The organism is Serratia sp. CY43202 (assembly GCF_052168755.1).
Taxonomy (GTDB): domain Bacteria; phylum Pseudomonadota; class Gammaproteobacteria; order Enterobacterales; family Enterobacteriaceae; genus Serratia; species Serratia bockelmannii.
The window spans coordinates 284439-310726 of the sequence record NZ_JBJNMB010000004.1; the positions used below are offsets into that span (position 1 = coordinate 284439).

Genomic DNA, 26288 nt, shown 5'->3' on the forward strand with positions numbered 1-26288 from the left:
CATTTCCGGCAAGGGCGTTAACGCCCTTGCCACCATCCCCACAGCGTAATGAGTAGCCACGCCGCTGCAATCCAGCACAGTACCGCCGCGCCCAGCGCTAACGACAGCCGCAGACTGTTAATCAGGAAATACAGCGAAATCAAATACACCAGGTAGGGCAACACCGCCCACATGCCGAAAATCAGCGTCGTTTTTAGCGCCGCTATTGAACGTTCGCTGCCGACAACATAATGCGCAATCAAAGCAAAAGTGGGGAAGAGCGGGACTAAACCGGCGATATAATAGTTGCGCGTTTTGGCCAACAGGCCAATCAGAACCACGACCAGCGCGCCGATCAGCGCTTTGACAAGGATGCCCATAACGGTCTCGGGTGTGGGGGAAAGTCAACACACTGCCCGAAAGTCTGTGCAAGATCAATGGCGTGTTGCGTAGCGCGGGGAAAAACAGACCCGCATGAAACGCGGGTCTGAGAGGCAACGTTTACTGGCGGTAAGCGTGCTTGATTTGCTGAATGCTGTTCTTGAAGATTTCCGCCTGAGTCGGATCTTCAATCTGGGCAATGAAACGTTCCATGTTGATGATGACTTTCCCGGCGTCGGCCTGGCCGATCGACTTCAGGATCAGCGTCAGCGTAGCTTTGAGGCAGGCAACCTCGGTCGCCAAGATTTCCGGGTTTGCAGACGTAGTGAAATCAACGTTGCTCATTTTCTCTCCTGATTTTTTGAGGCCGTAGCCTGATACAAGCTGCTTTGGCGCACCGCGCGTGGGCTAAACAGTTGTCGCGCGCGGTGGCGAATTTAACTGGGCGCGGAGTATAGCATAGCATGCGTCCATCATCTGCACCGGGCTTGCTCCGGTCACTCGGGTGGGCAACGTTCGCTCATTGCTTGTCCGAATCATCCTCTATCGGCAAGTTATTTCGAGGTGGTTAACAAGTATTTGTCCGGCACGTTATTGTTGAACGATGGGGTTATTATAATTATTTGGAGCGTAGTACACCGATTTTAGCGGCGTTTGCCGGGAATAATAGTTTCGACCGTGGGTTGCCAGACCCGCGTTGGCAGCGGATTTTGCTACGCCTTTAAATATCAAATGATTACAAATAGCCAATAGCCGTGTTAATATTATTCATGTCGTGATTGCTTACACAGATTTCTCACTCGCAGCATGATTGTCGCGCTATCCTGTGTCTGGTACAGCGCCGCGGAATTATTTTCGTCGCCTGATGTTTTCCGACGTGACGATTTATCGGCGGCATAGACGGCTAAAATTGAAAAATCAGCTCTGCTCCGCAAAGTTATTCGAAAGTATGTATTAATCTGTGTTCATTCTTGTCTGAAAAACAAGTAATATCTCTGGCGAAAACAGAGGCCGATTGCGTTACTCCCTTTTTTTGGAGATTTTTCCTTGATTAGCGTTCTTCTTGTTGATGACCACGAACTGGTGCGCGCAGGGATACGACGCATTCTTGAAGATATCAAAGGTATAAAAGTTGTCGGTGAGGCCCAGTGCGGTGAAGACGCCGTAAAATGGTGCCGTGGCAACGCTGTCGATATCGTGCTGATGGACATGAATATGCCGGGCATTGGCGGGCTGGAAGCCACGCGCAAGATTGTGCGTTATGCGCCCGACGTCAAAGTCATCATGTTGACCATCCATACTGAAAATCCTTTGCCCGCGAAGGTGATGCAGGCGGGGGCCGCCGGTTACCTGAGCAAGGGCGCCGCGCCGCAAGAAGTGATTAACGCCTTGCGTTCCGTGCATGCGGGGCAGCGCTATATCGCGTCTGACATCGCTCAGCAGATGGCCTTGAGTCAGCTGGAGCCGCAGGCTGAAACGCCGTTCAGCTGCCTGTCTGAACGCGAGTTACAGATCATGTTGATGATAACCAAAGGCAAAAAAGTGAATGAGATCTCGGAGCAACTGAGTCTCAGCCCAAAAACGGTGAACAGCTACCGTTACCGCATGTTCAGCAAACTGAATATCAGCGGCGACGTCGAATTGACTCACCTGGCCATCCGACATGGATTGTTCAATGCGGAGACGTTGTTAAGCAGTGAATGATCGTTTTGATGCCAAAGCCTTCCTGAGTACCGTCACCAGCCAACCCGGCGTCTATCGTATGTACGACGCCACGGGGACGGTGATCTACGTCGGTAAAGCCAAAGACCTGAAAAAGCGTCTCGCCAGCTACTTTCGGCAGCAGGTCAGCAGCCGTAAGACCGAGACGCTGGTTAAAAATATCGCGCAAATAGACGTAACGGTTACCCATACCGAAACGGAAGCGCTGTTGTTGGAACATAACTACATTAAATTGTACCAACCGCGATATAATGTTCTTTTGCGAGACGATAAATCTTATCCGCTGATTTTTCTCAGCGCGGATACCCATCCCCGTTTGGCGGTGCATCGCGGCGCCAAACACGCCAAGGGCGAATATTTCGGGCCTTTTCCCAACTCTTACGCCGTACGCGAAACGCTGGCGCTGCTGCAGAAGCTGTTCCCGATCCGCCAGTGCGAAAACAGCGTGTATCGCAACCGTTCACGTCCGTGTCTGCAGTATCAGATCGGCCGCTGTCTGGGGCCTTGCGTCGCCGGCCTGGTGAGTGAAGAAGAATATCGGCAGCAGGTGGACTACGTGCGGCTGTTCCTTTCAGGCAAAGATCAACAGGTATTGCACCAGCTGATTGCGCGCATGGAAGAAGCCAGCAAACTGCTTAATTTCGAAGAGGCGGCGCGCATTCGCGATCAAATTCAGGCCGTACGCCGCGTCACGGAGCGGCAGTTCGTGTCGGGCGACAGCGACGATCTGGACGTGATTGGCGTGGCGTTCGATGCCGGTATGGCGTGCCTGCACGTGCTGTTCATCCGACAGGGCAAGGTGCTGGGCAGCCGCAGCTATTTCCCTAAAGTGCCGGGTGGTACGGAGATGAGCGAGGTGGTGCAGACCTTTGTTGGCCAGTTCTATCTGCAAGGCAGCCAGGCGCGCACGCTGCCCGGCGAGATCTTACTGGATTTCAGCCTGCCGGAAAAAGACCTGCTTGCGGAATCGCTCTCCGAGTTGGCGGGGCGCAAGATCCAAATTCAAAGCAAACCGCGCGGCGATCGCGCCCGTTATCTGAAGCTGGCGCGCACCAACGCGGCAACGGCGTTGACGACCAAGCTGTCGCAGCAGTCGACTATTCATCAGCGGCTGGCGGAATTGGCCAAGGTGCTGAACCTGACGGAAATCAACCGCATGGAGTGCTTCGATATCAGCCATACCATGGGCGAGCAGACCGTGGCTTCGTGCGTGGTGTTCGACGGTAACGGCCCCGTGCGAGCGGAGTATCGGCGCTATAATATCAGCGGCATCACGCCTGGCGATGACTACGCGGCGATGACGCAGGTGCTGAAGCGCCGTTACGGCAAGGCGCTGGAAGAGAAAAAGATCCCGGATGTCATCTTCATCGACGGCGGTAAAGGGCAACTCGGCATGGCGATCGAGGTATTCAAATCGCTGAACGTCACCTGGGACAAGAATAAGCCATTGCTGATCGGCATTGCCAAAGGCGCCGACCGCAAGGCCGGGTTAGAAACGTTGTTCTTCGTCCCGGAAGGCGAGGGAATTTCTCTGCCGCCGGATTCGCCGGCGCTGCATGTGATCCAACACATCCGCGACGATTCGCACAATCATGCGATTACCGGTCACCGGCAGAGAAGGGCGAAAGTCAGAAATACCAGCGCATTGGAGCTGATTGAAGGCGTAGGGCCGAAACGGCGCCAGGTGCTGTTGAAGTATATGGGCGGACTGCAACCTTTGTTGAACGCCAGCGTGGAGGAAATTGCAAAAGTGCCGGGTATTTCACAAGCATTGGCAGAAAAGATCTACAATGCATTGAAACACTGAGGGCAATGTAGCAACATACTCTTAATTTCCACTCTAGCCAGATAGTTACCGTAGCATTATGCAATTGAATATACCGACTTGGCTTACCCTGTTTCGCGTAGTTCTGATCCCATTCTTTGTGCTGGCGTTTTATCTGCCGTTCAACTGGGCTCCGATGGTTTGCGCCGTTATCTTTGTGTTTGCCGCCGTCACCGACTGGTTTGACGGCTTCTTGGCACGCCGCTGGAAACAAACAACGCGCTTCGGGGCGTTTTTGGATCCGGTCGCGGACAAAGTGATGGTGGCGGTGGCGCTGGTGCTGGTGGCGGAGCACTACCACAGCTGGTGGATCACGCTGCCGGCGGCCACCATGATCGCCCGTGAAATCATCATTTCGTCGCTGCGTGAGTGGATGGCGGAAATTGGCAAACGCAGCAGCGTGGCGGTGTCCTGGATTGGCAAAGTGAAAACCATGGCGCAGATGATGTCGCTGGTGGGCTTGCTGTGGCGGCCGGATCGCTCCGTAGAGTATGTGGCGATTGGTTTGCTGTATATCGCGGCGGTGCTGACTTTCTGGTCGATGTTCCAATATTTGAACGCGGCACGCAACGATCTGCTGGAACCGTGATCGATACGCTGCAAAAATCGGCAAACGATCGTGATGCGCCAACAATTTTATTGACTCATCACGTCAGGTAAGTAGAATGCATCGCATCAGACGACAACGATGAATTGCCGAAAGATAGCAAAGAAATCAGTCAGTTCTGGTAATGCGGGAATAGCTCAGTTGGTAGAGCGCAACCTTGCCAAGGTTGAGGTCGCGAGTTCGAGCCTCGTTTCCCGCTCCAAACATTGGCCTGTTGAATCCTCGTGATTCGGCAGGTATGAGAAAGGGGCTTCGGCCCCTTTTTTGCACTCTAAATCCACTCGCTTGGATCCAGTCCCAGCCAACACTTTTAGTCTATCGATGCGAGCGCGAAGCCTGTGCTGCCGTTTTTACTGTCCGGCGATACCCAGAAGCAGGCTGTTGATGGTGACGATGTTGGCTCGGGGCGGCCTCTGGAAGTGGCCGAAATCCCTATTCAGCAGGGTTTGCAGACCTATGTCGACCTGTGTGAACGTTGGCCGCCGATCGTTCTCAATATCCTTGTCTCGAACACAGAAGATCACTTGCGCAACCATGGTGTCTTCTGGCTCCGGGGAGCGGGTGGCGGCTGTCTGAAGCTTACAATATGAACCCTGTGCCTTTCGTCAATGGTATGAAGCTCAGTATTACTGATGCAGACAACGCTTTGGATCTTGAGTTGGTTCGTGAAGTCGCTCATTATTTCCGATCGAGGTCTGCGGACGCCAATGAGATTATCGCGAACTTTCATGGCGGTGTCGGCCGATGGAGAACGATTGCTGATGCGCTGAGGCTCCCTGCTTGCGGAGGACTGAGTGCGTAACCGATTTGACTTCTTGGTCATTTCGCAATGGGTCCATGAACGGCCACATTATGTCTCAGCAAGCTCTGGGATCAATATTCCTCCTGCTACGGTGAGTTTGGAGGTGACCGTCATTTTATCGCGCCGCTGTATTTAATAAAACGGCGGTGCGATAACCTTCTTCCCTCCAACTTGTCAACGAACGAGGTCAGACTGCGGTTTGAGACGCGGCGGGTACAGCAACCGCATCGATTTCGACCAGCACATCTTGTCGGAACAGAGTTTCTACGCCGATCAAGGCGCTGGCGGATTCATGCCCTTTGAGCCAACGATCGCGGATCTTGCGAATTGTGGCCAACTGATCGGGACGATAATTGCGCACGTACAGCGTCATTCTGACAATATTTTCGGGTGAACTGCCCGCATGCTGCAGTGTGTCGTTCAAATTCTTGAATGCCAATTCCAATTGCTTCTCCAGCCCTAAAGGGACTTTGTTGTCAGCAGTTACTGGGACATGGCCACTGAGAAACAGCAGGCCACTCTGTGTTTGCACAGCGCCGGAGACGCCGGGGATTTTCTGGCCTGGGGCCGTCAGCAGACGTAGCGATTGGACTCTTTCCGGTGCGGGCGCCGGGGCAGTGGTGGAGCTCGCTTTCAGTGCTGTCTGATCGCCGAAAGACAGAGTTTCGATAAACGCTTGTGTCATCATGGCCCAGCCAAAATGATGCACTACGTCGTTCAGAACGTGTTGCTGTTGCTGAGTGGTGAAAGCGGCCGTCGCGTCGCTGAGGATCACTGGCTCATAGCCCAGATCGTGTGCGGCGCGTAATGTGGACTCGATGCAGACGTGGGTGGCGTAACCGGCCAGGTACAGCCGGGTAATGCCTTGCCCGCGCAGATAGTTGTCCAAATCGGAGGCGGCGAATGCGCTGGCACCCGCACGCCCGCTGATGACAAACTCATTTGATCGCGGAGCGAATGGTGGATAGAACAGCCAGCCTTTATCCTGTTTTTGCCAGGTGCCGGCTTTGGGGATGGCGCCGCGTAGCCCAAATGGTTTGCGCCCGACTTCACGGTAGTCTGGCGACAGTTGCAGCGTAGCGTGAATGACCGGCATCCCCGCCTGGCGAGCAGCCTCCAGGGCGCGTTTGCCCGCTTCCTGGGAACGGGCGAGCGATCGCTTGTCCTGGATCAAACCATGCAACTTACCTTGCGGATCCAGCCACTCATTGACGAACTCGATCATGACCAGCGCCGCACGCTCTTCTCTCGGCTGCTGTTGCGGTATTAAGTGTTGCGCTGTGGTAGCCACAGCTGCTGCGGCTTGGCTTGCCGTTACAGCCATAGTAGAAAGCAAACATAGTCGCGAAAACAGACCGTTGGTAAATTTCAACATGTTGTATCCCTCATCAGTTAGTGGAGGAATAACTATATGGATGATGAACAGGAATGATAATGCCTTTATAATCAAAGTTACTGTGAATTAAGGGAATAATAAGAATGGATCCATTCAGTGATATCAGCACCTTTGTCAGAGCCGCCGAAGCCGGTAACTTCACGCGCGCTGCACGTGTGCTGCGTATTACGCCTTCTGCGGTGAGCAAGTCGGTGGCGCGTCTGGAAGCAGAACTTGGCGTGAAATTATTCCACCGCTCACCGCGGCAGATCACATTGACCGGCGATGGCGAAGTTTTCTTCGACGTTTGCAGGCAAGGCATGACGGCCATTGAAGACGGACGCAGTCTGCTGGGTGGTAGCGCCCAACCGTGGCGCGGAAAACTGCGGATTTGTGTACCGGTGAGTTTTGGTCAATGCGTGGTTGCGCCGGCACTCAGCGAGTGGCTGGTTGCCCATCCGGGACTAGATATCGAGCTGACATTGACCGACCGACATGTTGACATGACGGCCGAACGTTTCGATCTGGCTGTTATGTTGGGCGAAGTGCCGGATTCTCGTCTGGTTGCGCGCGCTTTGCCGCCACATCGTTTCCTGACCGTTGCGGCACCGGCTTATCTGCAGCGGCATGGTGCACCCAGTTTCCCCAGCGATCTTGGCGAACATGCTTGCCTACGCTATATCATGGCCAATAGCGGCCAGTTTCGTACCTGGACATTCTCCCGATCCGGGGAAGCATATCGCCACTTTCCTATCGGACCACTGGCCAGCGATCACGTCGCCGTGCTGCTGGCATTGGCCGAAGGTGGGCAGGGCATTCTCCAGGCGCCGCATTACGTTGTGGCACCGGCGTTAGCTGCAGGTAGGCTTGTCACCGTGCTGAACGAGTTTGACAGCGTCGGCGCGCCGTTGTCTGTAGTGTATGAAAAGGCGCGTCATGCTTCTGCCCGAAACAGACTGGCTGTCGATTTCTTACTCGAACTCGGTAGCCGGCTTTAGCCGACTTGATGTATCTGTCGAACGATGCGGCAATCGCTGTCAGGGGCGAGGAATTGCGGTCAGGGAAAGCAGAAGGTGTGACGGGCAGATAGTCTGTCTCACTGTTGCCGGCGACTCTATGCGTGTGGGCCGAAGATTGCGCGATGTCCCCATGATGATGTTTTGCACGCTACCCTATGATCATAAGCAAATGAAAAGCCGGGGAGGGCGCGGGTAAGCGATTCCTGTAGAGAAAAAAAGATCCGATTTGCCCGTGAATTCCCGAGCCGACGCATATAAAATCAACATTCCGCTTGCCTTTCCGTCGGCATTGTGAACAGTGCGCCCACAAAATAAGCAGTTGAAAGCGTTAGAGAACTTTTTGCTATTTCGGGGGGTTGCCAAGGTGGGGGGTTTAGTCCATAATGCAGTCCATCGATTCGGCGGTAACGAAATAAATTACTTAAGAATCAGATGATTAGGATAAGCGATTTCAACATCGCCAACCAAAAGAACAAAACGAAGTGGGTGAATCACCGGCTTTGGCCTGAAAAGGCAAACAGAATAAAGGCGCGTTAACAAAGCGGTTATGTAGCGGATTGCAAATCCGTCCAGTCCGGTTCGACTCCGGAACGCGCCTCCAACTTTCCCGAGCCCGGGTGGTGAAATCGGTAGACACAAGGGATTTAAAATCCCTCGGCTTATGGCTGTGCGGGTTCAAGTCCCGCCCCGGGTACCAGGGAATAAAAATACCGAATAATCAAAGCAATAAGTAGTAATGTCGTAGACCGCCGAGAGGCGGTTTTTTTGTTTCTGGAATTCGTATTACACCTGCATTTTTCCTTTCTTATCATACCCATCCCCTTGGATTGTCATCCTGCTTGCAGGGAGCCCAGCAGGGCTCCGAAGTACAACTCATAAGAAACCGAACGCCGCGGCGAGGATCCAACCGAAGACGCAGGAGACGCTGACGCCGATCAGGCCGGGCAGAATAAAGCTGTGGTTGATCACGAAGCGGCCGATGCGGGTGGTGCCGGAGCGGTCGAACTGGATCGCCGCCAGATCGCTGGGGTAGGTTGGCAAAATATAGTAGCCATAGCAGGCCGGCGCCGAAGCGACGATATAGGCCGGGTTGACGCCGATTGCCAACGCCACCGGCACCAACGCCGCCAGTGCGGCGGCCTGCGAATTGACGAATTTCGACACCAGCAGCAGGATCAGCGCATAGGCCCAAGGGTACTCTTTCACCAGCACGCCCAGCGTGGCTTCTATCTGCGCCAGGTGCGCGCCGAACATGGTTTCCGCCATCCAGGCGACGCCATACACCGCCACGATGGCGATCATGCCGGAACGGAACACCTCGTTTTTAGAGATAGACGCCGGGTTGGTGCGGGTAATGATGACGATCAGCGCCCCGGCCATCAGCATACACATCTGGATCACCAGGACCATGGAGAGCGGCTTGCCACCGAAGCTGGGCCGCAGGTCGGAAAAGGCTCCCAGCACCGCCACCAGGGCGATAGTGGCGAGGAAAATCCACATGGCGATCCAGTTGCTGCGCGGTAATACCCGGTCCAGCAGGGTGGCGGCGTCGCCATAAACGTAGCGATGGTTCTCCGGCACCGAGATGAATTTCTGGAACTCGGGATCTTTGTCCAGGTCTTTGCCGCGGAACCAACTGAAGATGCCGATCGCCAGAATGCCGCACAGGGTGGAAGGTATGGTGATAGACAGCAGATCGAGGAATTCCAGATGGCGGCCATTGAAGGTGTAGCTACTGAGCATCGCCACCAGTGAAACGACCGCCACTGAGACTGGGCTGGCGATAATGCCCATCTGCGCGCCGATCGAGCTGGCCGCCATCGGCCGTTCCGGGCGGATGTTATTTTTGATCGCCACGTCATAGATGATTGGCAAGATGGTGTAGACCACATGGCCGGTGCCACACAGGATCGTGAGAATGCAGGTGACGAACGGTGCGATGATCGAGACATAACGCGGGTTGCGCCGCAGCATCCGCTCGGCGATCTGCAGCATGACGTCCAACCCGCCTGAGGCCTGCAGGGTGGCGGAGGCCGCCACCACCGCGATGATCACCAGCATCACGTCTACCGGCGGTTTGCCGGGCTGCAGGTGAAAGCCGAACACCAGGATCATCAAACCGATACCGCCCAGTAACCCCAGCGCAATGCCGCCCTTACGCGCCCCATACAGCAAGCATGCCAATATAACCGCTAATTGCAGAAAGAAATCCATGATAGATACGCCTTAATAATGTTGAACTTAACTGCGTTCAGTTTCCGGCGGCGTTTACAGCAGAAAGTTGTTTTAAATCTAAAGGCGCTAAAAAATTGTGGTTATTAACTCTAAAGAGTGATGGCGGTCACGTTCAGAGAATCTGAAGAGCAGGCGGCTGACGACATCAGCACGAAAAAGCAAGTCAAGAGGTCAGACCTCTCCTATATAACCGGTTCACCACCAGAGGAGAGAGCAATGGATCCGACAAAAATGACGGGGTTGGCGTTATTACAGGCTGCGATGGCCGGCAAAATTCCACCGGCTTCAATCGCTGAAACGGTGCCCATGAAACCGGACGCGGTTGAAGAGGGGTATATCCGTATTGTGGCGCGAGCAGACGGGCGCCATCTGAATCCGTTGGGGGGCGTACATGGCGGTTTCGCCGCTACGGTATTGGACTCGGTGACCGGTTGCGCGGTGCACAGTACGCTGGGCGCAGGGATTGGTTATGGCACCGTCGATCTGCAGGTTAAAATGTTGCGCCCGGTGCCAAAGGAGAGTGATCTGATCGCCGAGGGGCGTCTGGTCTATGCGTCGAAAAATGTCGCTTTCGCCGAAGGCACGCTCAAAACGGCTGAAGGGAAGCTGCTGGCCTCGGCAACCGCCACGTGTTTTATCATTCGTCCTACCGATCAAGCCCCGCAATAACCTGCCTTTATCGGGCTTCGGGCTATCAACCCGGGGCCTGATGCATTTCTCTTCGGCTGCATACCTTGCTGCGCTACGATGACAGGCGCGATACGCCATTGTGGTCTAGTATTCTTGGGTAAAAATTTATCGGGGTGGTTATGCAGCCGTATAAAGAGGTTGAGTTTGATCATGAGCTTTGTCTGGCGATCGGCAAAGCCGTATTAGACGTGGTGGCGCAGGGGGAAGAAACCAGCGCTCCGGCGGTGATGAACGCGATTGAGCGCTCGGTGGAACAGGGGCTGAATGACGACGAAACCGCCATCGCCGACGACGCTCTGGATTTGATGGCTCGTCTCATCCACGGCTTCAGGTTCATTAATCTAGAGGGTGAAGAGGACAGTCCCCATGCATTGGTTGAATTTCAAGCGCTACAAGAGTGACGTTGCCAAACAGGCCGTGCCGCCGCATTTGAATGCGGCCGAATTTGCACGGCATTACGCCGATAAGCCGCAAACCGATACGGAAGAGTATCTTTCGCTCAGCGGGGAGATGTGCTGGGATGCGGTGGTGCTTTGTGCTCACCGTTCTGGCGCGCTCAGCAAGGCGAAATACAAGCAGTTGTGGCAGACGGTGTTCGATAAGCAATACAAACATTTCGTTAGCCCGGATGATACCGAGATCCGCACTATGGCCGATATGCTGCGCGCGCCGCAGGGATGTTTTATCGGCATATTCTCCCTGCGCGACGCGGCTGCGCCCCGTTTGCTGCATGCCATGATCGGTACCGGTGCGGGATTTGCCGCAGGCAATAAAAATCTTTGCATCGGCGTGGGGGGCGCGGTCGGCTGGGAAAATCTCAATCTGGCGCGCGATCTGCGCTGGCAGCCGGAAGGCGGTTTTTTACGCCAGGGTGATAACGAAGTGCTGCGCATTTTTTATCGGCCTTTCCCCGCCTGAGCCGGTCCGGGTGCTTTTAGAGTAAAAAAACCGCCGTCTGGCGGTTTTTTGTTGGCGCGTATCCCCCTTATTTAAACCCGCCGTTGCGAATGAATTCAAGGCCGGCGGCGGTGATCCGCGTTTGATGCGGGTCGATATCATAGTTGTTCTCGTCGATGTCGCTCATCACATAGGCCTGTATCAGCCCCTTGGTTTTGAGATAGGCGAAGGGATCGGCGAAGGCGTGCGGGCTGGTGGCGTCCTGCTTCCACAGTTCGTAGGTTTTCTCATCCAGCGTGCCGGGGTGATTGGCGGCCAGCCGGGTCAGGATTTGATTGTAGAATCCATAGTCGGTCATGATGCGGTCCTCTTTATCGCGCGCGACAGTCTCGGAAAATGACGTAACGTCTTTCAATCATAGCCGATGTTTGCTCGCTGCCTGCGTTATCGCGAACCCAGGTTATCAACGTTGGCTTTCGAACCAGTGAAACAGGCGCGAAATGGTGAGGCTGAGATCGCCGATGTTGAAGAGCGCGCCGAGCCATAGGGTTAGCATAACCAGGATGCCGATGATGACGGGAAGATCCATTTTTCCCATGAGAATGTTTTGCAGAGGTGACGGTGGCCACGAGGGTAACATCGTTTCCCGGCAGGATAAAATGTGCCGCCGTTATTTCGATTGTGCCGCTGCGGAATGGCGAAGGCCGGCCATCAGGATGACCGGCCGGGTTTCAACAGCCTATCTTGCCGCCAAACGGTCAGGCGTAGTGTCGGGCGATATGCTCGGCGGTGGCGATCGTCGTCACATTAGTGGCGACGGAGGGAACGTCGGGGAAGATGGATGCGTCGACGACCCGAAGCCCGTATACGCCGTGTACGCGGCCCTGAAGGTCAACGACCGCCTTCGGTTCGCCGGCATTTCCCATCGGCGCGGAAGAGGTCGGGTGATGATAGGTATCCAACGTCGCCACCATCGAGGCAAGAATGGCCTCGTCGCTGTCTGCAGCGGGCGCAAGCTCGCTGTGGATAAGCGTAGACAGCGGAGCGGTTTGCCCTATTTTTCGCGCCAGTTTAACCCCCTCCAGCAAGCGAACGCGGTCGCTCTCTTGCGCCAGGAAGTTAAGGTCAATGTGAGGGGCTGCCGCTGGATCGCGGCTTTCCAGCCAGACTCGTCCGGTGGATTGTGGCCGAGTCAGCGCCACCGCCAAGACAAAACCGACGCCGGTAGGGCTTTGGTCATGAGGAAACAGATGCGTCGCGGTAATGTGCAGATCGAGCTCTCCCGGTTCCGCCTGGCTGCTGTGGGTCCACAGCTTGGCACCGATAACCGGCGATTGGCTGCCGATGACATCGGGGCGGGCGGCGTAGGCATTGTAATAAAAGGGGTGATCGACCAGGTTTTCGCCGACGGGGAGATCGGCGACGACGGGGATCCCCAGACGCTTCGACTGTTGCGCAGGCGCGATGCCGGATCGCATCAAAACGGCGGCGCTACCGTAGGTTCCCGCGCTCAGGATCACTTCAGCGGCATGGATTTCTTCGCCGCTGGCCAGGCGGACGCCGATCGCGTGCTGCCCGTCAAATATCACGCGGTCGACCAGCGTATCTGCACGGAGGGTAAGATTGTCTCTGGCGCGGGTTTTCTCATCCAGATAGGCCATGCCGGTGTTAACGCGTACGCCGTTGACGATATTCATCGGGTAGGGGCCGACGCCATTGGCTGAAGGGCCATCAAAATCGTCAATCGCGTCATAGCCGTTGGCGCGCGTGGCGGCGACGAAAGCGCGTTGCATTGGCGTGATGTCATCCAATGTGAGTTGCACGACGGGAAAAGGGCCGCTATCGCCATGGATTGCGCGGTCGTGCAGGCCATGACGAGTCTCCAGTTTTTTGAAGGCGGGCAGCAGGTCCTGATAGCCCCATCCCGGCAGATCCCAGCGGTTGAAATCTTCCGGACGGGCGCGGATCGCCACGGCACCGTTGACGCCTGAACTGCCACCCAAGACTTTACCGCGGATAGCGCCGATCGCGTGGCTGACATAGCCGGGTTCTGTCCGGTATCCCCATTCGAACTCCGGGTTGCCATTGGCGCCGAGGACGTCGCTGTCCGCGATGAGGCGCGGATAATCGTAGGGCGCGTAACTGTGCCCGGCTTCTAACAGCAGGACCCGGCGCGCAGGGTTTTCGCTGAGGCGAGCCGCCATCACCGCGCCGGCGGAACCGCCGCCGACGATGACTACGTCGAAAGTAGGGGATGTCTCTCTGGTCCGTTGGGCCGGTTGTGATTGCGCCGATAATGCGGAAACCGATGTGGAAGCGCCGAGCGTGGCGGCGGCTGAAGCGACAAGCGTTTTTGATATCAGCTGACGGCGTGATAAGTCTTTCATGGCAGAGTCTCCAGAGCGGGCAGAAAGTGTGTGTTCTGCAGACTAAAACCCTGAAGCACAAGCAACAAGCAGGCGAAATTCGAACCTCGGGTTCGCGTTCTGCGAACCTTTCAGGTTGACGTCAGGAAAGAGGAGAGTGCGGTTTCCCAACTGGGCGTATGGCCAATGTGTTCACTCAGAAAGTCCACCAGCGCCTTGATCTTGGGGGATGCGCGTTTTGAACGGCGATAGACGGCGGAAATGTCGCCGCCGTCGGGTGAATAGGCGGCCAACACAATGCGCAGTTCCCCCGCGCGTATCGCGTCGGCGGCGATAAATGCGGGCAGGATGGCGAGGCCCAAACCGGCTTTAGCCGCCGCCAACAGGTGAAAAGCGTTATCGGTGCGCAGCCGTTTACCGATACGAAACGACCGGATTTCGCCCTCGATGGGGAGCTGCAGCATGCCGGTCGGTTCGCGCTGAATATACAGCAACCCCTGGTGCTGTTGCAGGTGTTGCGGGTGCATCGGCGTGCCTTTCTGGGCAAGATAGGCTGGGCTGGCGCAAATCAAATGGCGGTTGGCGCAGATGCGCTGCGCGATCAGGTCGGAATCCGCCAAGGGGCCGATACGGATGGCGACATCGAAATTCTCCTGATTCAGATTGGCCAGGCGATCGCTGTACTCCACGTCCAGATTGAGGCTCGGGTACTGTGCCATAAAGGTGGATAACAGCGGTGCCAGATAGCGGATGCTGAACGCCATCGGCGCGGTTAACCGCAGCGGGCCCTGCAGTTGGCCGTGCAGTGTTCGCACCGACTCTTCGGCATCGCTCACTTCGCTTAATATGAGAACGGCGCGCTGATAGAACAGGTGGCCGGCGTCGGTCAGCCCAAGCGTTTTCCCGCGTTCGAACAGCACAGTCCCAAGGCGCGTCTCCAACTGCTGGATGCGTCTGCTGACCACCGACTTGGTGGTGCCCAAGCGGCGGGCGGCGGCGCTGATGTTGGCGGCCTCGACCACGGCGATATAGGTCGCCATCTCCTGAAACTGATTCATTCATCTCTCCTTCGGCATCCGCCGGGTCAAGTTACCACTCTCTGCACGGCAGGCAAAAAAACCACCCGGATGGGTGGTTTTTTGCTTGTCAGAGCGAATCAGTCCAGTTTGGGGTGCTGGTCGATCAGGATCTGTTTTTTCTTTTCCAGTTCGGCGATCTGCGCGTTGATGTCCTCGACTTTCTGTTCGATGTTGTCGTAGGTTTCCTGCAGCAGCTCTTTTGCCTCGGAGCGGTCAGAGGCGGCCGGCGTCGCGCCGCGCAGCGGCTTGTTGGCGGTTTCTTTCATGTACAGACCGGTGATAAGACCGATCACTGCAACGACCATCAGGTAGTAGGCCGGCATGTACAGGTTGCCGGTCGCTTCCACCAGCCAGGCGGCAACGGTCGGCGTCGCACCGGCGATCAGTACCGAAATGTTGAACGAAATCGCCAGCGCGCTGTAACGGATGTGCGTCGGGAACATCGCCGGCAGGATGGAGGCCATCACCCCAGTGAAGGAGTTGAGCAGCACCGCCAGCACCAGCAGGCCGACGAAAATCAGGCCGATGACGTTGCTGTTGATCAGAATGAAGCACGGGATCGCCAACGCCAACAGGCCGATGCTGCCACCGATAATGAACGGCTTACGGCCGATGCGGTCACTGGTCAGGCCGATCACCGGTTGCACGAACAGCATGCCGATCATGATGGCGATGATGATCAGAACGCCGTGATCTTCCGAGTAGTGCAGGTTATGCGACAGGTAGCTCGGCATGTAAGTCAGCAGCATGTAATAGGTCACGTTGGTGGAAATCACGATACCGACACACACCAGCAAACTTTTCCAGTGTTTGGCCGCGATCTCTTTGAACGAGGTCTTTGGCGGATTTTCGATGGCGTTGCGATCCTCTTTCTCCATCTTGTCCACGTGCTGCTGGAACGCCGGGGTTTCTTCCAGCGCATGGCGCAGGTAGAGGCCGATCAGGCCGAGCGGCGCGGCGATGAAGAACGGGATACGCCAGCCCCAGTCGAGGAAGTTGGCTTCGCCGACGATGCTGGAGATCAGCACCACTACACCTGCGCCCATCACAAAGCCGGCGATGGAGCCGAAGTCCAGCCAGCTACCCATAAAGCCGCGTTTGCGGTCCGGCGAGTATTCGGCGACGAAGATCGCCGCACCGGAATATTCACCGCCGACGGAGAAGCCCTGCGCCAGTTTGGCCAGCAGCAGCAGGATCGGGGCCCAGATGCCGATCGATGCATAGGACGGGATCAGGCCGATACAGAAGGTGCTGACCGCCATAATGATAATGGTGACCGAGAGAACCTTCTGGCGACCGAACTTATCGCCCATGGCACCAAAGAACAGACCGCCGAGTGGACGCACCAGGAAGGGCACGGAGAAGGTTGCCAGTGCGGCGATCATTTGCACGCCGGGAGAGGCGCCGGGGAAGAAGACCTGGCCAAGCGCATAGGCGACAAAGCCGTATACGCCGAAGTCGAACCACTCCATCGCGTTACCCAGGGCCGCCGCGGTGATCGCCTTCTTGAGTTTGCTGTCATCGATGATGGTGATGTCGTTAATGTGCATCGGTTTATGTCGTTTTTTTCTTAACTTCATATAATCATCCCTTAATGAATTATTCGTTGTTCGTGAAAGCGTAATCTCCGTTCACTGTTGTTTTCGAGTTATCAAATCGGCTAATCGAATCGCGGTTCAAGACGATTCATTATCCACATTTAAGTTGGGATGTGGATCACAAAATACCGTCGTTTATGCCGAGGTTATGTCATTTAGGTGACTAATTATTTTGCATCTATAGCTTAACGTTATATCTTGCGGCGATCAAATCCAGCAGTTTAACTTAAGTGTTTGCACCGATTTGGTGCGAGAATGGTCTAATAAATGTGCGATTTGACGATTTTTCGTCTAATTGCTCATGTTTTAAGTATAGAGAGTACGGGAGATAAAACAGGAAAAATTGATGTGTTTGCCGTCAAAAAAACGCCTGACCCACTGGCCAGGCAGTTTGGATTAAGGTACCGATGAACCGCCGAATTCGAGATAGATTTTCGCCAGATTCTGGTACTGCGCGAAGCGGTTTTCATCCACCGACAGTTCCGCCTGACGGCGTTGTTCCTGAGCATTCAGCCAGTCGGTAATGGTGACGGCGCCCTGTCGGTAACGCACCTCGTTCAGCCGTTCCGATTTACGCGCCAACGCCAATGAGGCGCGCAACTGCGTCTCCTGCGCCAGCAGCTGCGTGCGCAGTGACAGCGCGTTGTTCACATCGCCCATCGCTTTGTACAGCGCCTGCTTGAAGGCCAGAACTTGCTGTTCATAATCGTTGCGGGCGATCTTGATCTCCACGCCCATTTGCCGCCACTGCAGGAACGGCAGCGTCAGGCCGGCGCCGAGGCTGCCCGTCGGGTTGCGCAGGAATTCCAGCAGCGCGCTGCTGCTGGCGCCCAGTGAACCGGTCAGGCTGAACGCAGGATAGTATTGCAGACGTTTTTCATCGACGTTGGCCAGGGCGGCGCGCAACCGCAGCTCTTGAGCGCTGAGATCCGGGCGACGGCTCAGGACGCTAGCGGGAATGCCGGTGTTGATCTGCGGCATCGCCGTCGTCGGCAGGCGCACGGGCGCGATGGTGGCCTGGCCTGATGGCGCGCCCAGCAGCACCGCCTGCTCGTTCAGCGCCTGTTGACGATCGTGTTGTAACGCCAGCAGGCTGCGTTCCTGCGCCAGCAAGTTTTGTTCCGCGTTCACTACGTCCAGCGCCGAGATGCTGCCGGCCTGATAACGGGCGTTGGCCAGCCGCAGCGTCGTTTTGGCATAGGCGATGCTCGCCTGGCTGACGCTGATTTGTTGATTGAGAAAACCGATGCGCCAGTAGTTGGTGGCGGCGTCGGCCAACAGTTTCAGGCGCGCCGCCTGCAGATCCTGCACGGAAGCCTGGCTGCTCCACTCGGCGGCGTCGCGCTGGCGCGCCAGCTTGCCCCACAGATCGACTTCATAGCTGGTGGTGAGCGACGCGTTGCTGGTTTTATTCCACGCGGAGGACTCGGACAGCGGGCGATTGATACCGCTGCCTAATGAGGCGCTGATGCCGGGCGCGGTGCTGATGCCGACGCGTTCCGCCTCGAGCTGCGCGCGGTAAACGCGCAGTACGGCGGCGGCCAGATCGTTATTGCTCGCCATCACCTGTTGCAGCCAGCGATCGAGCTCAGGATCGTGGAAATCGCGCCAGTCGAACGGCGTGGGCGCGGCGTTGTGGGCGTCGTGCTGCCAGCTCGTCGGATAGTTGACCTGCGGCGCCCGGTAGTCGCTTTTCAGGGCGTTGCCGCAGCCGGCGGTGAGCAAGGCGACGAGGCTTAGCGCCAGGGGAGATAAAATTTTCATGGGTTACTCGCTGGCCAATGAAACGACCGGATCCATCCTTGCCGCTTTACGGGCGGGGAGATAACCGAAGATCATGCCGATTAAAGTTGAACAGAAAAACGCCGTCGCGGCAGCTTGCCAGGAATAGATGGCGGTGAACATACCGCCCGCCAGCGAGGTGAACAGCGACCCGGCGGCGAACGACAGCGCGATGCCCAATGCGCCGCCGATCAGACAGACCAGCACCGCCTCTATCATGAACTGTTGCATGATGTCGCTGCGCCGCGCGCCGACCGCCATGCGCACGCCGATTTCGTGGGTGCGTTCGGTCACCGAGACCAGCATGATGTTCATCACCCCCAGGCTGCCGATCACCAGCGCGATTGATGCCACCATCAGGATCAGCAGGCTAAAAGTCATTGACGTGCGTTCGATGGACTTTCGGATTTTATCGAAGTTGTACAAACGGAAATCTTTTACGCCGTGGCGCTGGGTCAACAGCTGTGTGATAGCGGTGACGGCCGATTCGCTGGCGACATTGTCCTTTAGGCGAACGGTGATGCCGCTGAGCGTCGGTTTGCCTACCATGCGATACATGACAGTGCTGTAGGGCATCCATACAGTGATGCGATTGGGCGCGTAATTGCGATTGCTTTTAGCCACACCGATCACCCGGGCCGGCACCGAGCCGAGAAACACGATCTGGCCGAGCGGCTCGACGCCGAAATCGCCGAACAGCGCCTGGCGCGCATTGTCGTCGATGATCACTTCCTGCAGCGCATTACGATCGTCGCGGAAAGTCACGCCTTGTAACAGCTCGACGCCGTTAACGCGGAAATAGTCGCGCCCGACGCCGGTGATCGAGGCAGTGGCGGACTTGCTGCGAAAACGGATGCTGTCGGAGGCGTCTACTTCCGGGCTGACGCTGTCGACGAAGCTTTGCTGTGCCAGCGCGTCGGCATCGGCCGGCACCAGGGTGCGGATGCTGTCGATGGCGTCGTCGAAGAAATCGCGGCCCGGATAGATGCTTACCACATTCGTGCCGAGATCTTTGAGGTTTTCCAGCGTGCGCTGTTTGGCGCCTTCGCCCAGCGCCACTACCGTGACCACGGCGGCGATGCCGAAGATGATGCCGGTCATGGTCAGCGCGGTGCGCAGACGATGAGCGTTCATCGCCTTCAACGCCATGTGCAGCGATTCGCGAGTGCGGTCGATCAGGCGTTGCCAGCCGCTTTGCCGGCTGCGGTTCGGCGGCGGCAGCGATGCGCCGGGCGCCGACTTGCGGCCACTGTCAGCGATGATCTTGCCGTCTTGCAGTTCGATGACGCGCTGCGCATGTTGCGCCACTTTCATATCGTGGGTGACGATCACCACGGTGTGGCCGCGCTGATTCAGTTCGCTCAGGATCGCCAGCACTTCCTGGCCGGATTGGGTGTCCAGCGCGCCGGTCGGTTCGTCCGCCAGGATGATCTCACCGCCGTTGATCAGCGAACGGGCGATGCTGACGCGCTGCTGCTGGCCGCCGGAAAGCTGGCCGGGTTTGTGGTCTTCGCGTCCCTCAAGCCCCAACCGCGCCAGCAATTGCGCCGCCCGCTGCCGCCGCTGATCGCGCCGGGCGTTGGCGTAGATAGCCGGGATTTCGACATTGCCCAGCGCGCTGAGATCGGGCATCAGGTGGTAACGCTGGAAAATAAAGCCGATATGCTCGCGGCGCAGGCGGGCCAGTTCGTCCGGCGACAGGTGGGCGGCGTTCTGGCCGCTGATGTAGTAGTCGCCGCGATCCGGCACGTCGAGGCAGCCCATGATGTTCATCAGCGTCGATTTGCCGGAACCGGAGGCGCCGATGATCGCCACCAGCTCGCCGGCGGCGATGGTCAGATCGATGTCTTTCAATACCGTCAGCGCCTGGCCGCCGTTGGTGTAGGTTCGGCTGATGCCTTTTAGTTCGATGATCGCGTTCACAGGAAGATGCCATCCTCAGCCGATTTGGCGGCGGGCTGCGACAGCACCACGGTTTCACCGGCTTTCAGGCCGCTGAGGATCTGAATGTCGACGTTGTTGGTGATGCCGGTGGTCACTTTGCGCGTTTCCAGCCGCTGGTCTTGGGTCAGCACCTGCACCTGCTGCTCTTGGCCATCGATTTTATGCACCGCCTGGATCGGCACCAGCAGGGTGTTCTTCGCGTCGCCGAGCAGCAAGGACACCTGCGCGGTCATGGCGATGCGCAGGCGGTTTTCCGGGTTGGGCACGTCCAGCAGCGCGTTGTAATAGACCGAGGCGTTCGAGGTGCCGGAGCCGGAAGCAGAGCTGGTCCCGGCGAGCGAGTCGTCTTTCATCACCGATTCCGGTGCCAGCTCGATGGTGCGCAGCGTGGCGTCGTACCGCTTATCCGGATCGGAGAAAATAGTGAAGTACGCCTTTTGTCCCGGCGAAATGCGGGTGATGTCGGCTTCGGAGATCTGCGCCTTGATGGTCATCATATCCAGCCGCGCCAGCTTGACGATGGTCGGTGCACTTTGGCTGGAGTTGACCGTTTGTCCCTGCTGCGTGACCACGGCGATAACAATGCCGTCCATCGGCGCAACCACGCGGGTATAGCCCAGATCGATTTTTTTCTTTTCGACTTCGATCTGCGATTGCACCAACTGCGCATTGAGCGCCTGCAGATCGGCGCGAGTGGTGGCGAGCGAGGCTTCGGCGGTCTCGAAGTCTTCCCGCGAACTGGCTTCGTCGTTCAGCATGCGGCGCTGGCGTTTAAAACGCGACTCCGCCTGTTTCAGCAAGGCCTGTTTGGCTAACATATTGGCTTTGACTACGTTCAGCGCTGCCTCGGCGTTGCGCAGATCGTTGCGCTGTTGCAGATCGTCGATGTCGGCGATCGGTTGCCCTTTAGTGACGCGATCGCCCAGCTTGACCTTCAGCGATTTGACTTCGCCGGAGACGCGGGCGCCGACGTTGACGCGTTCGATGGCATCCAGCCGCCCGGTGGCCAGCACGGCGTTTTCGATATCGCCCAGGCGGGCCGGCGCGGTAACGTAATCCTGTTGAGGCGGGCGTTGCCAAAAAATGGCCAGCGCGACGGCGACGGCGATGAAAACGATGGCGGCGATCAACGCCAGACGGCGGGAGGGGAGTTTCAGTGATGACATACCCAGGTTTTCCATAACGATAAAAGCGGCGGTTCTAGTCTGCCATCATGGCAGCGCCAGCTTGAACTGGCGCTAAACGTGAGGCGCTTTCCCGCTGGAAAGGGGATAGTAAAGGCTTTCCCGCTAAAGATCACGGCGAGTTATTATCCACCACGTGTGCAACCGGCTGCGTTGGGCGTTATACTGGGTAAAAAACCAGTATTCATTCATCAGCAGGATAACACCACCGCCATGATGCCAAACCGCCTCGAGCCAGAACTCGACATTTACCAATACCCGGAGCACCTGCGCGCCTGCCTGGCGCCGTTGCCCAAAGGGCCGGGTGTGTATGTGTTTCACGGTCAAAGCGAGAGCCTGCCGCTTTACATCGGTAAAAGCGTCAATATACGCAGCCGGGTGATGGCGCACTTCCGCGCGCAGGACGAGGCTAAAATGCTGCGCCAAACCCGGCGCATCAGCTTTATCGAGACCGCAGGCGAGTTGGGGGCATTGCTGCTGGAGGCGCAATTGATCAAACAGCAACAGCCGCTGTTCAACAAACGTCTGCGGCGTTCGAAACAGCTGTGCGCGCTGCGCTTGCAGGCAGATGCGGTGACGATTGCTCACGCCAAAGAGATCGACTTCGCCGTCACGCCCCACCTCTACGGGCTGTTTGCCAATCGCCACGCCGCGCTGGAAAAGCTGCGCGCCATCGCCGATGAGCATCGTTTATGTTACGGCAAGCTGGGGATCGACAAGCTGCCGGCAGGGCGAGCCTGTTTCCGCTACAGCCTGCGCAAGTGCGCGGGCGCCTGCTGTGGCGTGGAGTCGGCGCAGGAGCATGCGCTGCGGCTCGGCGCGGCGCTTGAGCAGTTGCGCATCGCCTGTTGGCCGTTCGCCGGGCGCGTGGCGCTGGAGGAGCAGGGCGAGACGCTGCGTCAGTACCATGTGATCCACAATTGGTTTTATCTGGGCTCGGTCGGCGATCTGGCGCAGGCGGAGCAGCTACAGAGCGCGGCCAGCCATTTCGACAGCGATGGCTACAAGATTTTGTGCAAGCCGCTCATCGCTGGCGATTACCCGATTATTGAGCTGCCGTAAGGCCATCATGCTGGTGATAACCTAAGATTTATCCGTAAAGTCAGGGCATTATGCTAAAAAAACTTGAATCCATAATGTTGTTATGGATAATGGCGCCCCGAAGCGAAGGAACGCGCTATTAACTCAGTTGGCAGAGTGATTGGTTTTATAATGGCTTGTTTTGGCTTGAAAATTGATAGACGCGGGTTCGAGTCCTGCATAGCGCGCCAGCTTTCTTTCTTCGTCTCATCGCGCTTACCGTAAAGCGCACCCGGGTTGATTTGCACTATCGGCTCCTCGTTGGGATTTTCGGGTGTGCTTTACCGTAACCGCTGGCTTTCCTTCCTCTTTCTCTTTCGATCCTTTGCTAAACTGTAATCAGGCAGGCTTGCTGCCCGGCAACAGGAGGTCGATATGTCTCACTCCGATCAACTGCAGGAACTCTTGCAACGCGTCGCCGCCCTCGAGGCGAGAGAGAAAGCGCTGACCGCCGCGTCCAACGCTTATCAGGCGATTATCACTACCATGTTAGGCAATATGGAGAAGACCGAACGTGATCGGATCATCGCGATGATCGATCAGGCCCATGAAATCGCCTACGCCCGCGCCATTCAACGCAGCAACGAACCGCAAAAGCAGAAAATCAAGCAGGCCGACGATGTGGCCCAGCGCATGTTCATGTTTGCGCAAGGCAAGGCCGCTCAGCCGCGCTGAAGCCGAACTATAACAGTTGCCGTCATTAAGTTGGCTAACTGATCTACCCGGCAAAACTGTACTTGTGTTACTTTTAGCAGCGAGATTTGATGGCAATGCTGTTTCCAGCATAAGGTTGTAACGATGGACGCGATTAAAAGCATCTTGGTTAAAGAGATTGAGCAGATCAATCGGCGCGAAGGGCGTGACGGCAAGCCGCGCTTCAACAGCGAATTCGCCCGTACTCACCGCTATTTGTGCCTTGCCATGTTCGCCGGTTACTTCGCGGTGATCGCCGTGATGTATCAGGTGCCGTACATGGGGGTGTATGCCTTCCTGGGCTTCACCGCCTTCGTGCTGTTCATGTTCGCCATGCTGCTGATCGAGATCCGGCCGGTGTACCGTTTCGAGGACATCGGGGTGCTGGATCTGCGGGTTTGCTACAATGGCGAATGGTACTTCACCCGCGCGCTGTCGCCTTATGCGGTGCAGCAATTGCTGGATGAGCCCTCCATCGGCGCCGCGCTGAAACAGAAGATGCGAGTCATCATCGGCAACAAGGGCGAAATCGACTTCTACGACGTGTACGATATGGCATACGGAAAAAAGCCGCAGGATGAGCCACCGCAGCTGGCGGCGGCAAACTGAAAGGTTTCCGGCCGGCGGCTTGTCGATTATACTCAGCGTTTGAACATGAAGCAGAATAAGGACCAAGCGATGAGTGATGATATTTTCGATTTTGATATCGATGCCGAACTGGCGAAAGCCGAAGAAAAAGCGGCGCAGAAGGTAAAAGAGGTCCCTGAAATCCTCGAAGACGAAGCGGACTGCGAAGGTTGCAAGATCTGATCGCCTGACCCATAAAAAAAACCGCCGCGGCGGTTTTTTTTATGTCTGAGCGTCGCGTGGCATCAATCCAGCACGAATCCCCAGATCAGGAACGCCGCCACCAGAATCAGGCAAAGCGCGGACACCGTCACCAGTATTTTCCCCAGAATGTCTTTTTCTTGTTCCTGCTGCGTCACGTTAAAATTATCCAATTAAAAGTCTATGGACCAAACCGGCGATGCTGAGATCGGCTGCCGCTACACCCAGCGCCATGAGCATCATCACCGAAAGAAATCGAGTCTTGCCGTTCACACCCTTAATCCCTGTGGGCGCCGCTGTTAAGTTTTTATATCAAAGGGATATAATTCAGCGGCACCGAATCGCATACATCGTGATAGTGATTAAGAACGTTCTTAAGGCCAGAAGTTCCCTCATCTGATAGCGCCGCTGTGCGGCAGCGTCAGTCGGTCACGATCCTGACGCCTATCTTGCTGACTTGATTGCCGTCCATTTCTGCAATGGTCCAGGTCAGGCCGTCCCACTCCACCTGGTCGCCGATCACCGGTTCGCCGCCGATCAGCTGAATGACGAACTGCCCCAGCGTCTGCTGCTCGTCCACGTCGTCTTGCAGGTTGAGGCCATAAACCTGTGAGATGTCGCTCAAACGGGCGTCGGATTGCAGGATAAAGTCGCCGAAGAAGCGCTCGTCGAGCGTCACTGCCGGTGCCTGGCTAAAGAGCTTGCCGAGGATCGGCAGGTCGTGCTCATGGCCGATGACGCACAAAATATCGTTCTCGCGCAGCCGGGTACTGCCGCTAGGGTGCAACAGCTCTTTGCCGCGGAACAGGGCGGCGATGCGGGTATTAGGCGGCATTTTCAGTTCACGCAGCGCAGCACCGACGCACCAGTTTTCCGCCGAAAGCTGATAAACGAATTGTTCCCACTGGTTTTCCGGGTGTACGTCCAGCCCAACGCGGGAGATCGGCGTCAGCGCCGGCGGCACGATCACCTTGGCCTTTTTGGCGGCGAATGACAGCGTGGTGCCTTGCAGTAGCAGGGAAACCAGCACCACGAAGAACGCCACGTTAAAGAACAGTTGGGCGTTGGGCAGCCCGGCCATCATCGGGAACACCGCCAGGATCACCGGCACCGCGCCGCGCAGGCCAACCCAGGAAATAAAGCCGCGTTCGCGCAGGGTAAAGCTGCGGAACGGCAGCAAACCGATAAACACCGACAGCGGGCGCGCGAACAGGATCATCCACAGCGACAGCAGCAGGGCAGGGATGGCGATCGGCAGCAGCTCATGCGGGTTGAGCAGCAGACCGAGCACCAGGAACATGCCGATCTGGCTGAGCCAGGCCAGGCCATCGAAGGTTTGCACGATGCCGTGACGGTTGCGGATTGGACGGTTGCCCAGCAGCAGACCGCACAGGTACACCGCCAGAATGCCGCTGCCGTCCAGCGCGGTAGTCAGCGCGAAAATAAGAATGCCGCCGCTCACCGCCAGCAGCGGGTAGAGACCGTCCGCCAGCTTGATGTGGTTGATCAGCGTCAGCAGCAGCCAGCCGCCGCCGAGACCGAAGACGATGCCCATGCCGAACTGCTGCATCAGATGCAGCGGGAAGGTCCAGCTTAGCGCGGTTTCCCCGGCGGCGATCATCGCAATCAGCGTGATGGTGAGAAATACCGCCATCGGATCGTTGCTGCCGGATTCGATCTCCAGCGTAGCGCTGACGCGTTCGTTCAACCCTTTGCCGCCCAGCAACGAGAAGACTGCGGCGGCGTCGGTGGAACCGATGATGGCACCGATCAGCAAGCCCTGCAGCAGATCGAGGTTGAACAGCCAGGCGGCGGCCATGCCGGTTAGGCCGGCGGTGATCACCACGCCGACGGTGGCGAGAGACAGTGCTGGCCACAGTGCCACGCGGAACGAACTGACCCGGGTGCGCATGCCGCCGTCGAGCAGGATCACCGCCAACGCGAGGTTACTGACCAGATAAGCGACCGGATAATTGCTGAAGACGATGCCGCCGGGGCCGTCGACGCCGGCCAACATGCCGATCGCCAGGAAGATCACCAGGATCGGAATGCCGAGCCGGGAAGAAAATGAGCTGAGCAGAATGCTTGCCCCCACCAGCACGGCACCGATGACGAACAAACTGTTAATGGTGCTGGCATCCAAAATATCGTTCTCCTGAGGCTGGGGGATAGGGGGCACTGCGCGTGTGTCGATGATAGCGT

At 56.9% G+C, this 26288-nt stretch carries 26 protein-coding genes and 4 tRNA genes; 15 read left to right on the forward strand and 15 right to left on the reverse strand.

Annotation, left to right across the window (positions count from 1 at the left end; genetic code table 11):
* Window positions 1-17 precede the first annotated feature (17 nt).
* Both ACJ8J5_RS10520 and ACJ8J5_RS10525 read right to left on the reverse strand, forming a co-directional pair.
* A complete protein-coding gene (locus ACJ8J5_RS10520; protein ID WP_025302360.1) occupies window positions 18-359 on the reverse strand; it encodes a GlpM family protein in 342 nt (113 codons plus the stop codon).
* 121 nt (window positions 360-480) lie between these two features.
* Window positions 481-705: a DUF2594 family protein gene (locus ACJ8J5_RS10525; RefSeq protein ID WP_004927950.1), complete on the reverse strand. Its 225-nt coding sequence runs from the start codon at window positions 703-705 to the stop codon at window positions 481-483.
* 702 nt (window positions 706-1407) lie between these two features.
* On the opposite strand from ACJ8J5_RS10525, the gene uvrY reads away from it, so the two are divergent.
* The 4 genes from uvrY to ACJ8J5_RS10545 all read left to right on the forward strand — a co-directional run bounded on the left by uvrY (window position 1408) and on the right by ACJ8J5_RS10545 (window position 4716).
* Complete coding sequence (uvrY, locus tag ACJ8J5_RS10530; protein ID WP_004927947.1) at window positions 1408-2064, forward strand: UvrY/SirA/GacA family response regulator transcription factor; 657 nt, start codon at window positions 1408-1410, stop codon at window positions 2062-2064.
* Window positions 2057-3889 (forward strand): excinuclease ABC subunit UvrC, encoded by a 1833-nt coding sequence (gene uvrC, locus ACJ8J5_RS10535; protein ID WP_025302361.1) that lies wholly within the window; start codon window positions 2057-2059, stop codon window positions 3887-3889. The genes uvrY and uvrC overlap by 8 nt, the downstream gene beginning before the upstream one ends.
* A gap of 58 nt (window positions 3890-3947) precedes the next feature.
* The gene (gene pgsA, locus ACJ8J5_RS10540; RefSeq protein ID WP_004927937.1) at window positions 3948-4496 is read left to right on the forward strand and encodes a CDP-diacylglycerol--glycerol-3-phosphate 3-phosphatidyltransferase; all 549 of its coding nucleotides are present in this window, start codon (window positions 3948-3950) and stop codon (window positions 4494-4496) included.
* A gap of 144 nt (window positions 4497-4640) precedes the next feature.
* A tRNA-Gly gene (locus ACJ8J5_RS10545) sits at window positions 4641-4716 on the forward strand.
* Window positions 4717-4864: 148 nt separating this feature from the next.
* Here the strand turns inward: ACJ8J5_RS10545 and ACJ8J5_RS10550 are convergent.
* Window positions 4865-5050 carry a hypothetical protein gene (locus ACJ8J5_RS10550; protein ID WP_406903145.1) on the reverse strand — a complete coding sequence of 62 codons (186 nt, stop codon included), beginning with the start codon at window positions 5048-5050 and terminating at the stop codon, window positions 4865-4867.
* A gap of 453 nt (window positions 5051-5503) precedes the next feature.
* The gene (locus tag ACJ8J5_RS10555; protein ID WP_201260719.1) at window positions 5504-6691 is read right to left on the reverse strand and encodes an isochorismatase family protein; all 1188 of its coding nucleotides are present in this window, start codon (window positions 6689-6691) and stop codon (window positions 5504-5506) included.
* 104 nt (window positions 6692-6795) lie between these two features.
* Between ACJ8J5_RS10555 and ACJ8J5_RS10560 the strand changes: the two genes are divergently transcribed.
* The 3 genes from ACJ8J5_RS10560 to ACJ8J5_RS10570 all read left to right on the forward strand — a co-directional run bounded on the left by ACJ8J5_RS10560 (window position 6796) and on the right by ACJ8J5_RS10570 (window position 8407).
* A complete protein-coding gene (locus ACJ8J5_RS10560) occupies window positions 6796-7689 on the forward strand; it encodes a LysR family transcriptional regulator (protein WP_368906567.1) in 894 nt (297 codons plus the stop codon).
* Window positions 7690-8237: 548 nt separating this feature from the next.
* Window positions 8238-8311, forward strand: a tRNA-Cys gene (locus tag ACJ8J5_RS10565).
* A 10-nt stretch (window positions 8312-8321) separates the two neighbouring features.
* A tRNA-Leu gene (locus ACJ8J5_RS10570) sits at window positions 8322-8407 on the forward strand.
* Window positions 8408-8583: 176 nt separating this feature from the next.
* Here the strand turns inward: ACJ8J5_RS10570 and ACJ8J5_RS10575 are convergent.
* Window positions 8584-9924, reverse strand: a complete 1341-nt coding sequence (locus ACJ8J5_RS10575; RefSeq protein WP_025302367.1) for an anaerobic C4-dicarboxylate transporter — start codon at window positions 9922-9924, stop codon at window positions 8584-8586.
* A gap of 237 nt (window positions 9925-10161) precedes the next feature.
* Here ACJ8J5_RS10575 and ACJ8J5_RS10580 point away from each other — a divergent pair, with 237 nt between their 5' ends.
* The 3 genes from ACJ8J5_RS10580 to ACJ8J5_RS10590 all read left to right on the forward strand — a co-directional run bounded on the left by ACJ8J5_RS10580 (window position 10162) and on the right by ACJ8J5_RS10590 (window position 11553).
* Window positions 10162-10614: a PaaI family thioesterase gene (locus tag ACJ8J5_RS10580; RefSeq protein ID WP_025302368.1), complete on the forward strand. Its 453-nt coding sequence runs from the start codon at window positions 10162-10164 to the stop codon at window positions 10612-10614.
* 140 nt (window positions 10615-10754) lie between these two features.
* The gene (locus ACJ8J5_RS10585; RefSeq protein ID WP_025302369.1) at window positions 10755-11036 is read left to right on the forward strand and encodes a hypothetical protein; all 282 of its coding nucleotides are present in this window, start codon (window positions 10755-10757) and stop codon (window positions 11034-11036) included.
* Window positions 11002-11553, forward strand: coding sequence for a hypothetical protein (locus ACJ8J5_RS10590; protein ID WP_025302370.1), 552 nt, complete (start codon window positions 11002-11004; stop codon window positions 11551-11553). Before ACJ8J5_RS10585 ends, ACJ8J5_RS10590 begins: the two co-directional genes overlap by 35 nt.
* 67 nt (window positions 11554-11620) lie before the next feature.
* Here ACJ8J5_RS10590 and ACJ8J5_RS10595 read toward each other — a convergent pair whose 3' ends face one another.
* The 8 genes from ACJ8J5_RS10595 to ACJ8J5_RS10630 form a co-directional block, all read right to left on the reverse strand.
* Entirely contained in the window at window positions 11621-11890 is a 270-nt protein-coding gene (locus tag ACJ8J5_RS10595; RefSeq protein ID WP_025302371.1) for a hypothetical protein, read from the reverse strand.
* A gap of 105 nt (window positions 11891-11995) precedes the next feature.
* Entirely contained in the window at window positions 11996-12121 is a 126-nt protein-coding gene (locus tag ACJ8J5_RS10600; RefSeq protein WP_414104609.1) for a hypothetical protein, read from the reverse strand.
* 169 nt (window positions 12122-12290) lie between these two features.
* Window positions 12291-13919 (reverse strand): GMC family oxidoreductase, encoded by a 1629-nt coding sequence (locus tag ACJ8J5_RS10605; RefSeq protein ID WP_197780640.1) that lies wholly within the window; start codon window positions 13917-13919, stop codon window positions 12291-12293.
* Window positions 13920-14029: 110 nt separating this feature from the next.
* Window positions 14030-14956 carry a LysR family transcriptional regulator gene (locus ACJ8J5_RS10610; RefSeq protein WP_025302374.1) on the reverse strand — a complete coding sequence of 309 codons (927 nt, stop codon included), beginning with the start codon at window positions 14954-14956 and terminating at the stop codon, window positions 14030-14032.
* A 98-nt stretch (window positions 14957-15054) separates the two neighbouring features.
* Window positions 15055-16557 (reverse strand): glycine betaine/L-proline transporter ProP, encoded by a 1503-nt coding sequence (gene proP, locus ACJ8J5_RS10615; protein WP_025302375.1) that lies wholly within the window; start codon window positions 16555-16557, stop codon window positions 15055-15057.
* A 414-nt stretch (window positions 16558-16971) separates the two neighbouring features.
* Window positions 16972-18339, reverse strand: a complete 1368-nt coding sequence (locus ACJ8J5_RS10620) for a TolC family protein (RefSeq protein WP_060447416.1) — start codon at window positions 18337-18339, stop codon at window positions 16972-16974.
* 3 nt (window positions 18340-18342) lie between these two features.
* Window positions 18343-20280, reverse strand: coding sequence for a MacB family efflux pump subunit (locus tag ACJ8J5_RS10625; protein ID WP_043141772.1), 1938 nt, complete (start codon window positions 20278-20280; stop codon window positions 18343-18345).
* On the reverse strand, window positions 20277-21482 hold the full coding sequence (locus ACJ8J5_RS10630) for an efflux RND transporter periplasmic adaptor subunit (RefSeq protein ID WP_080271250.1): 1206 nt from the start codon (window positions 21480-21482) through the stop codon (window positions 20277-20279). Before ACJ8J5_RS10630 ends, ACJ8J5_RS10625 begins: the two co-directional genes overlap by 4 nt.
* Window positions 21483-21698: 216 nt before the next feature.
* Here ACJ8J5_RS10630 and cho point away from each other — a divergent pair, with 216 nt between their 5' ends.
* From cho to ACJ8J5_RS10655, 5 genes are all read left to right on the forward strand, one after another.
* A complete protein-coding gene (gene cho / locus ACJ8J5_RS10635; RefSeq protein ID WP_049205152.1) occupies window positions 21699-22547 on the forward strand; it encodes an excinuclease Cho in 849 nt (282 codons plus the stop codon).
* A gap of 112 nt (window positions 22548-22659) precedes the next feature.
* Window positions 22660-22756 (forward strand) — tRNA-OTHER (locus tag ACJ8J5_RS10640).
* Between the two features lie 184 nt (window positions 22757-22940).
* Window positions 22941-23240, forward strand: coding sequence for a sigma-S stabilization anti-adapter protein IraP (locus tag ACJ8J5_RS10645; protein ID WP_025302380.1), 300 nt, complete (start codon window positions 22941-22943; stop codon window positions 23238-23240).
* Window positions 23241-23363: 123 nt separating this feature from the next.
* On the forward strand, window positions 23364-23867 hold the full coding sequence (locus ACJ8J5_RS10650; protein WP_043141770.1) for a YlaC family protein: 504 nt from the start codon (window positions 23364-23366) through the stop codon (window positions 23865-23867).
* 69 nt (window positions 23868-23936) lie between these two features.
* On the forward strand, window positions 23937-24068 hold the full coding sequence (locus ACJ8J5_RS10655) for a hypothetical protein (RefSeq protein ID WP_256376330.1): 132 nt from the start codon (window positions 23937-23939) through the stop codon (window positions 24066-24068).
* A gap of 62 nt (window positions 24069-24130) precedes the next feature.
* Here ACJ8J5_RS10655 and ACJ8J5_RS10660 read toward each other — a convergent pair whose 3' ends face one another.
* Both ACJ8J5_RS10660 and ACJ8J5_RS10665 read right to left on the reverse strand, forming a co-directional pair.
* The gene (locus ACJ8J5_RS10660; RefSeq protein ID WP_016928228.1) at window positions 24131-24259 is read right to left on the reverse strand and encodes a hypothetical protein; all 129 of its coding nucleotides are present in this window, start codon (window positions 24257-24259) and stop codon (window positions 24131-24133) included.
* Between the two features lie 248 nt (window positions 24260-24507).
* Window positions 24508-26229 (reverse strand): potassium/proton antiporter, encoded by a 1722-nt coding sequence (locus ACJ8J5_RS10665; protein ID WP_015377414.1) that lies wholly within the window; start codon window positions 26227-26229, stop codon window positions 24508-24510.
* Window positions 26230-26288 lie beyond the last annotated feature (59 nt).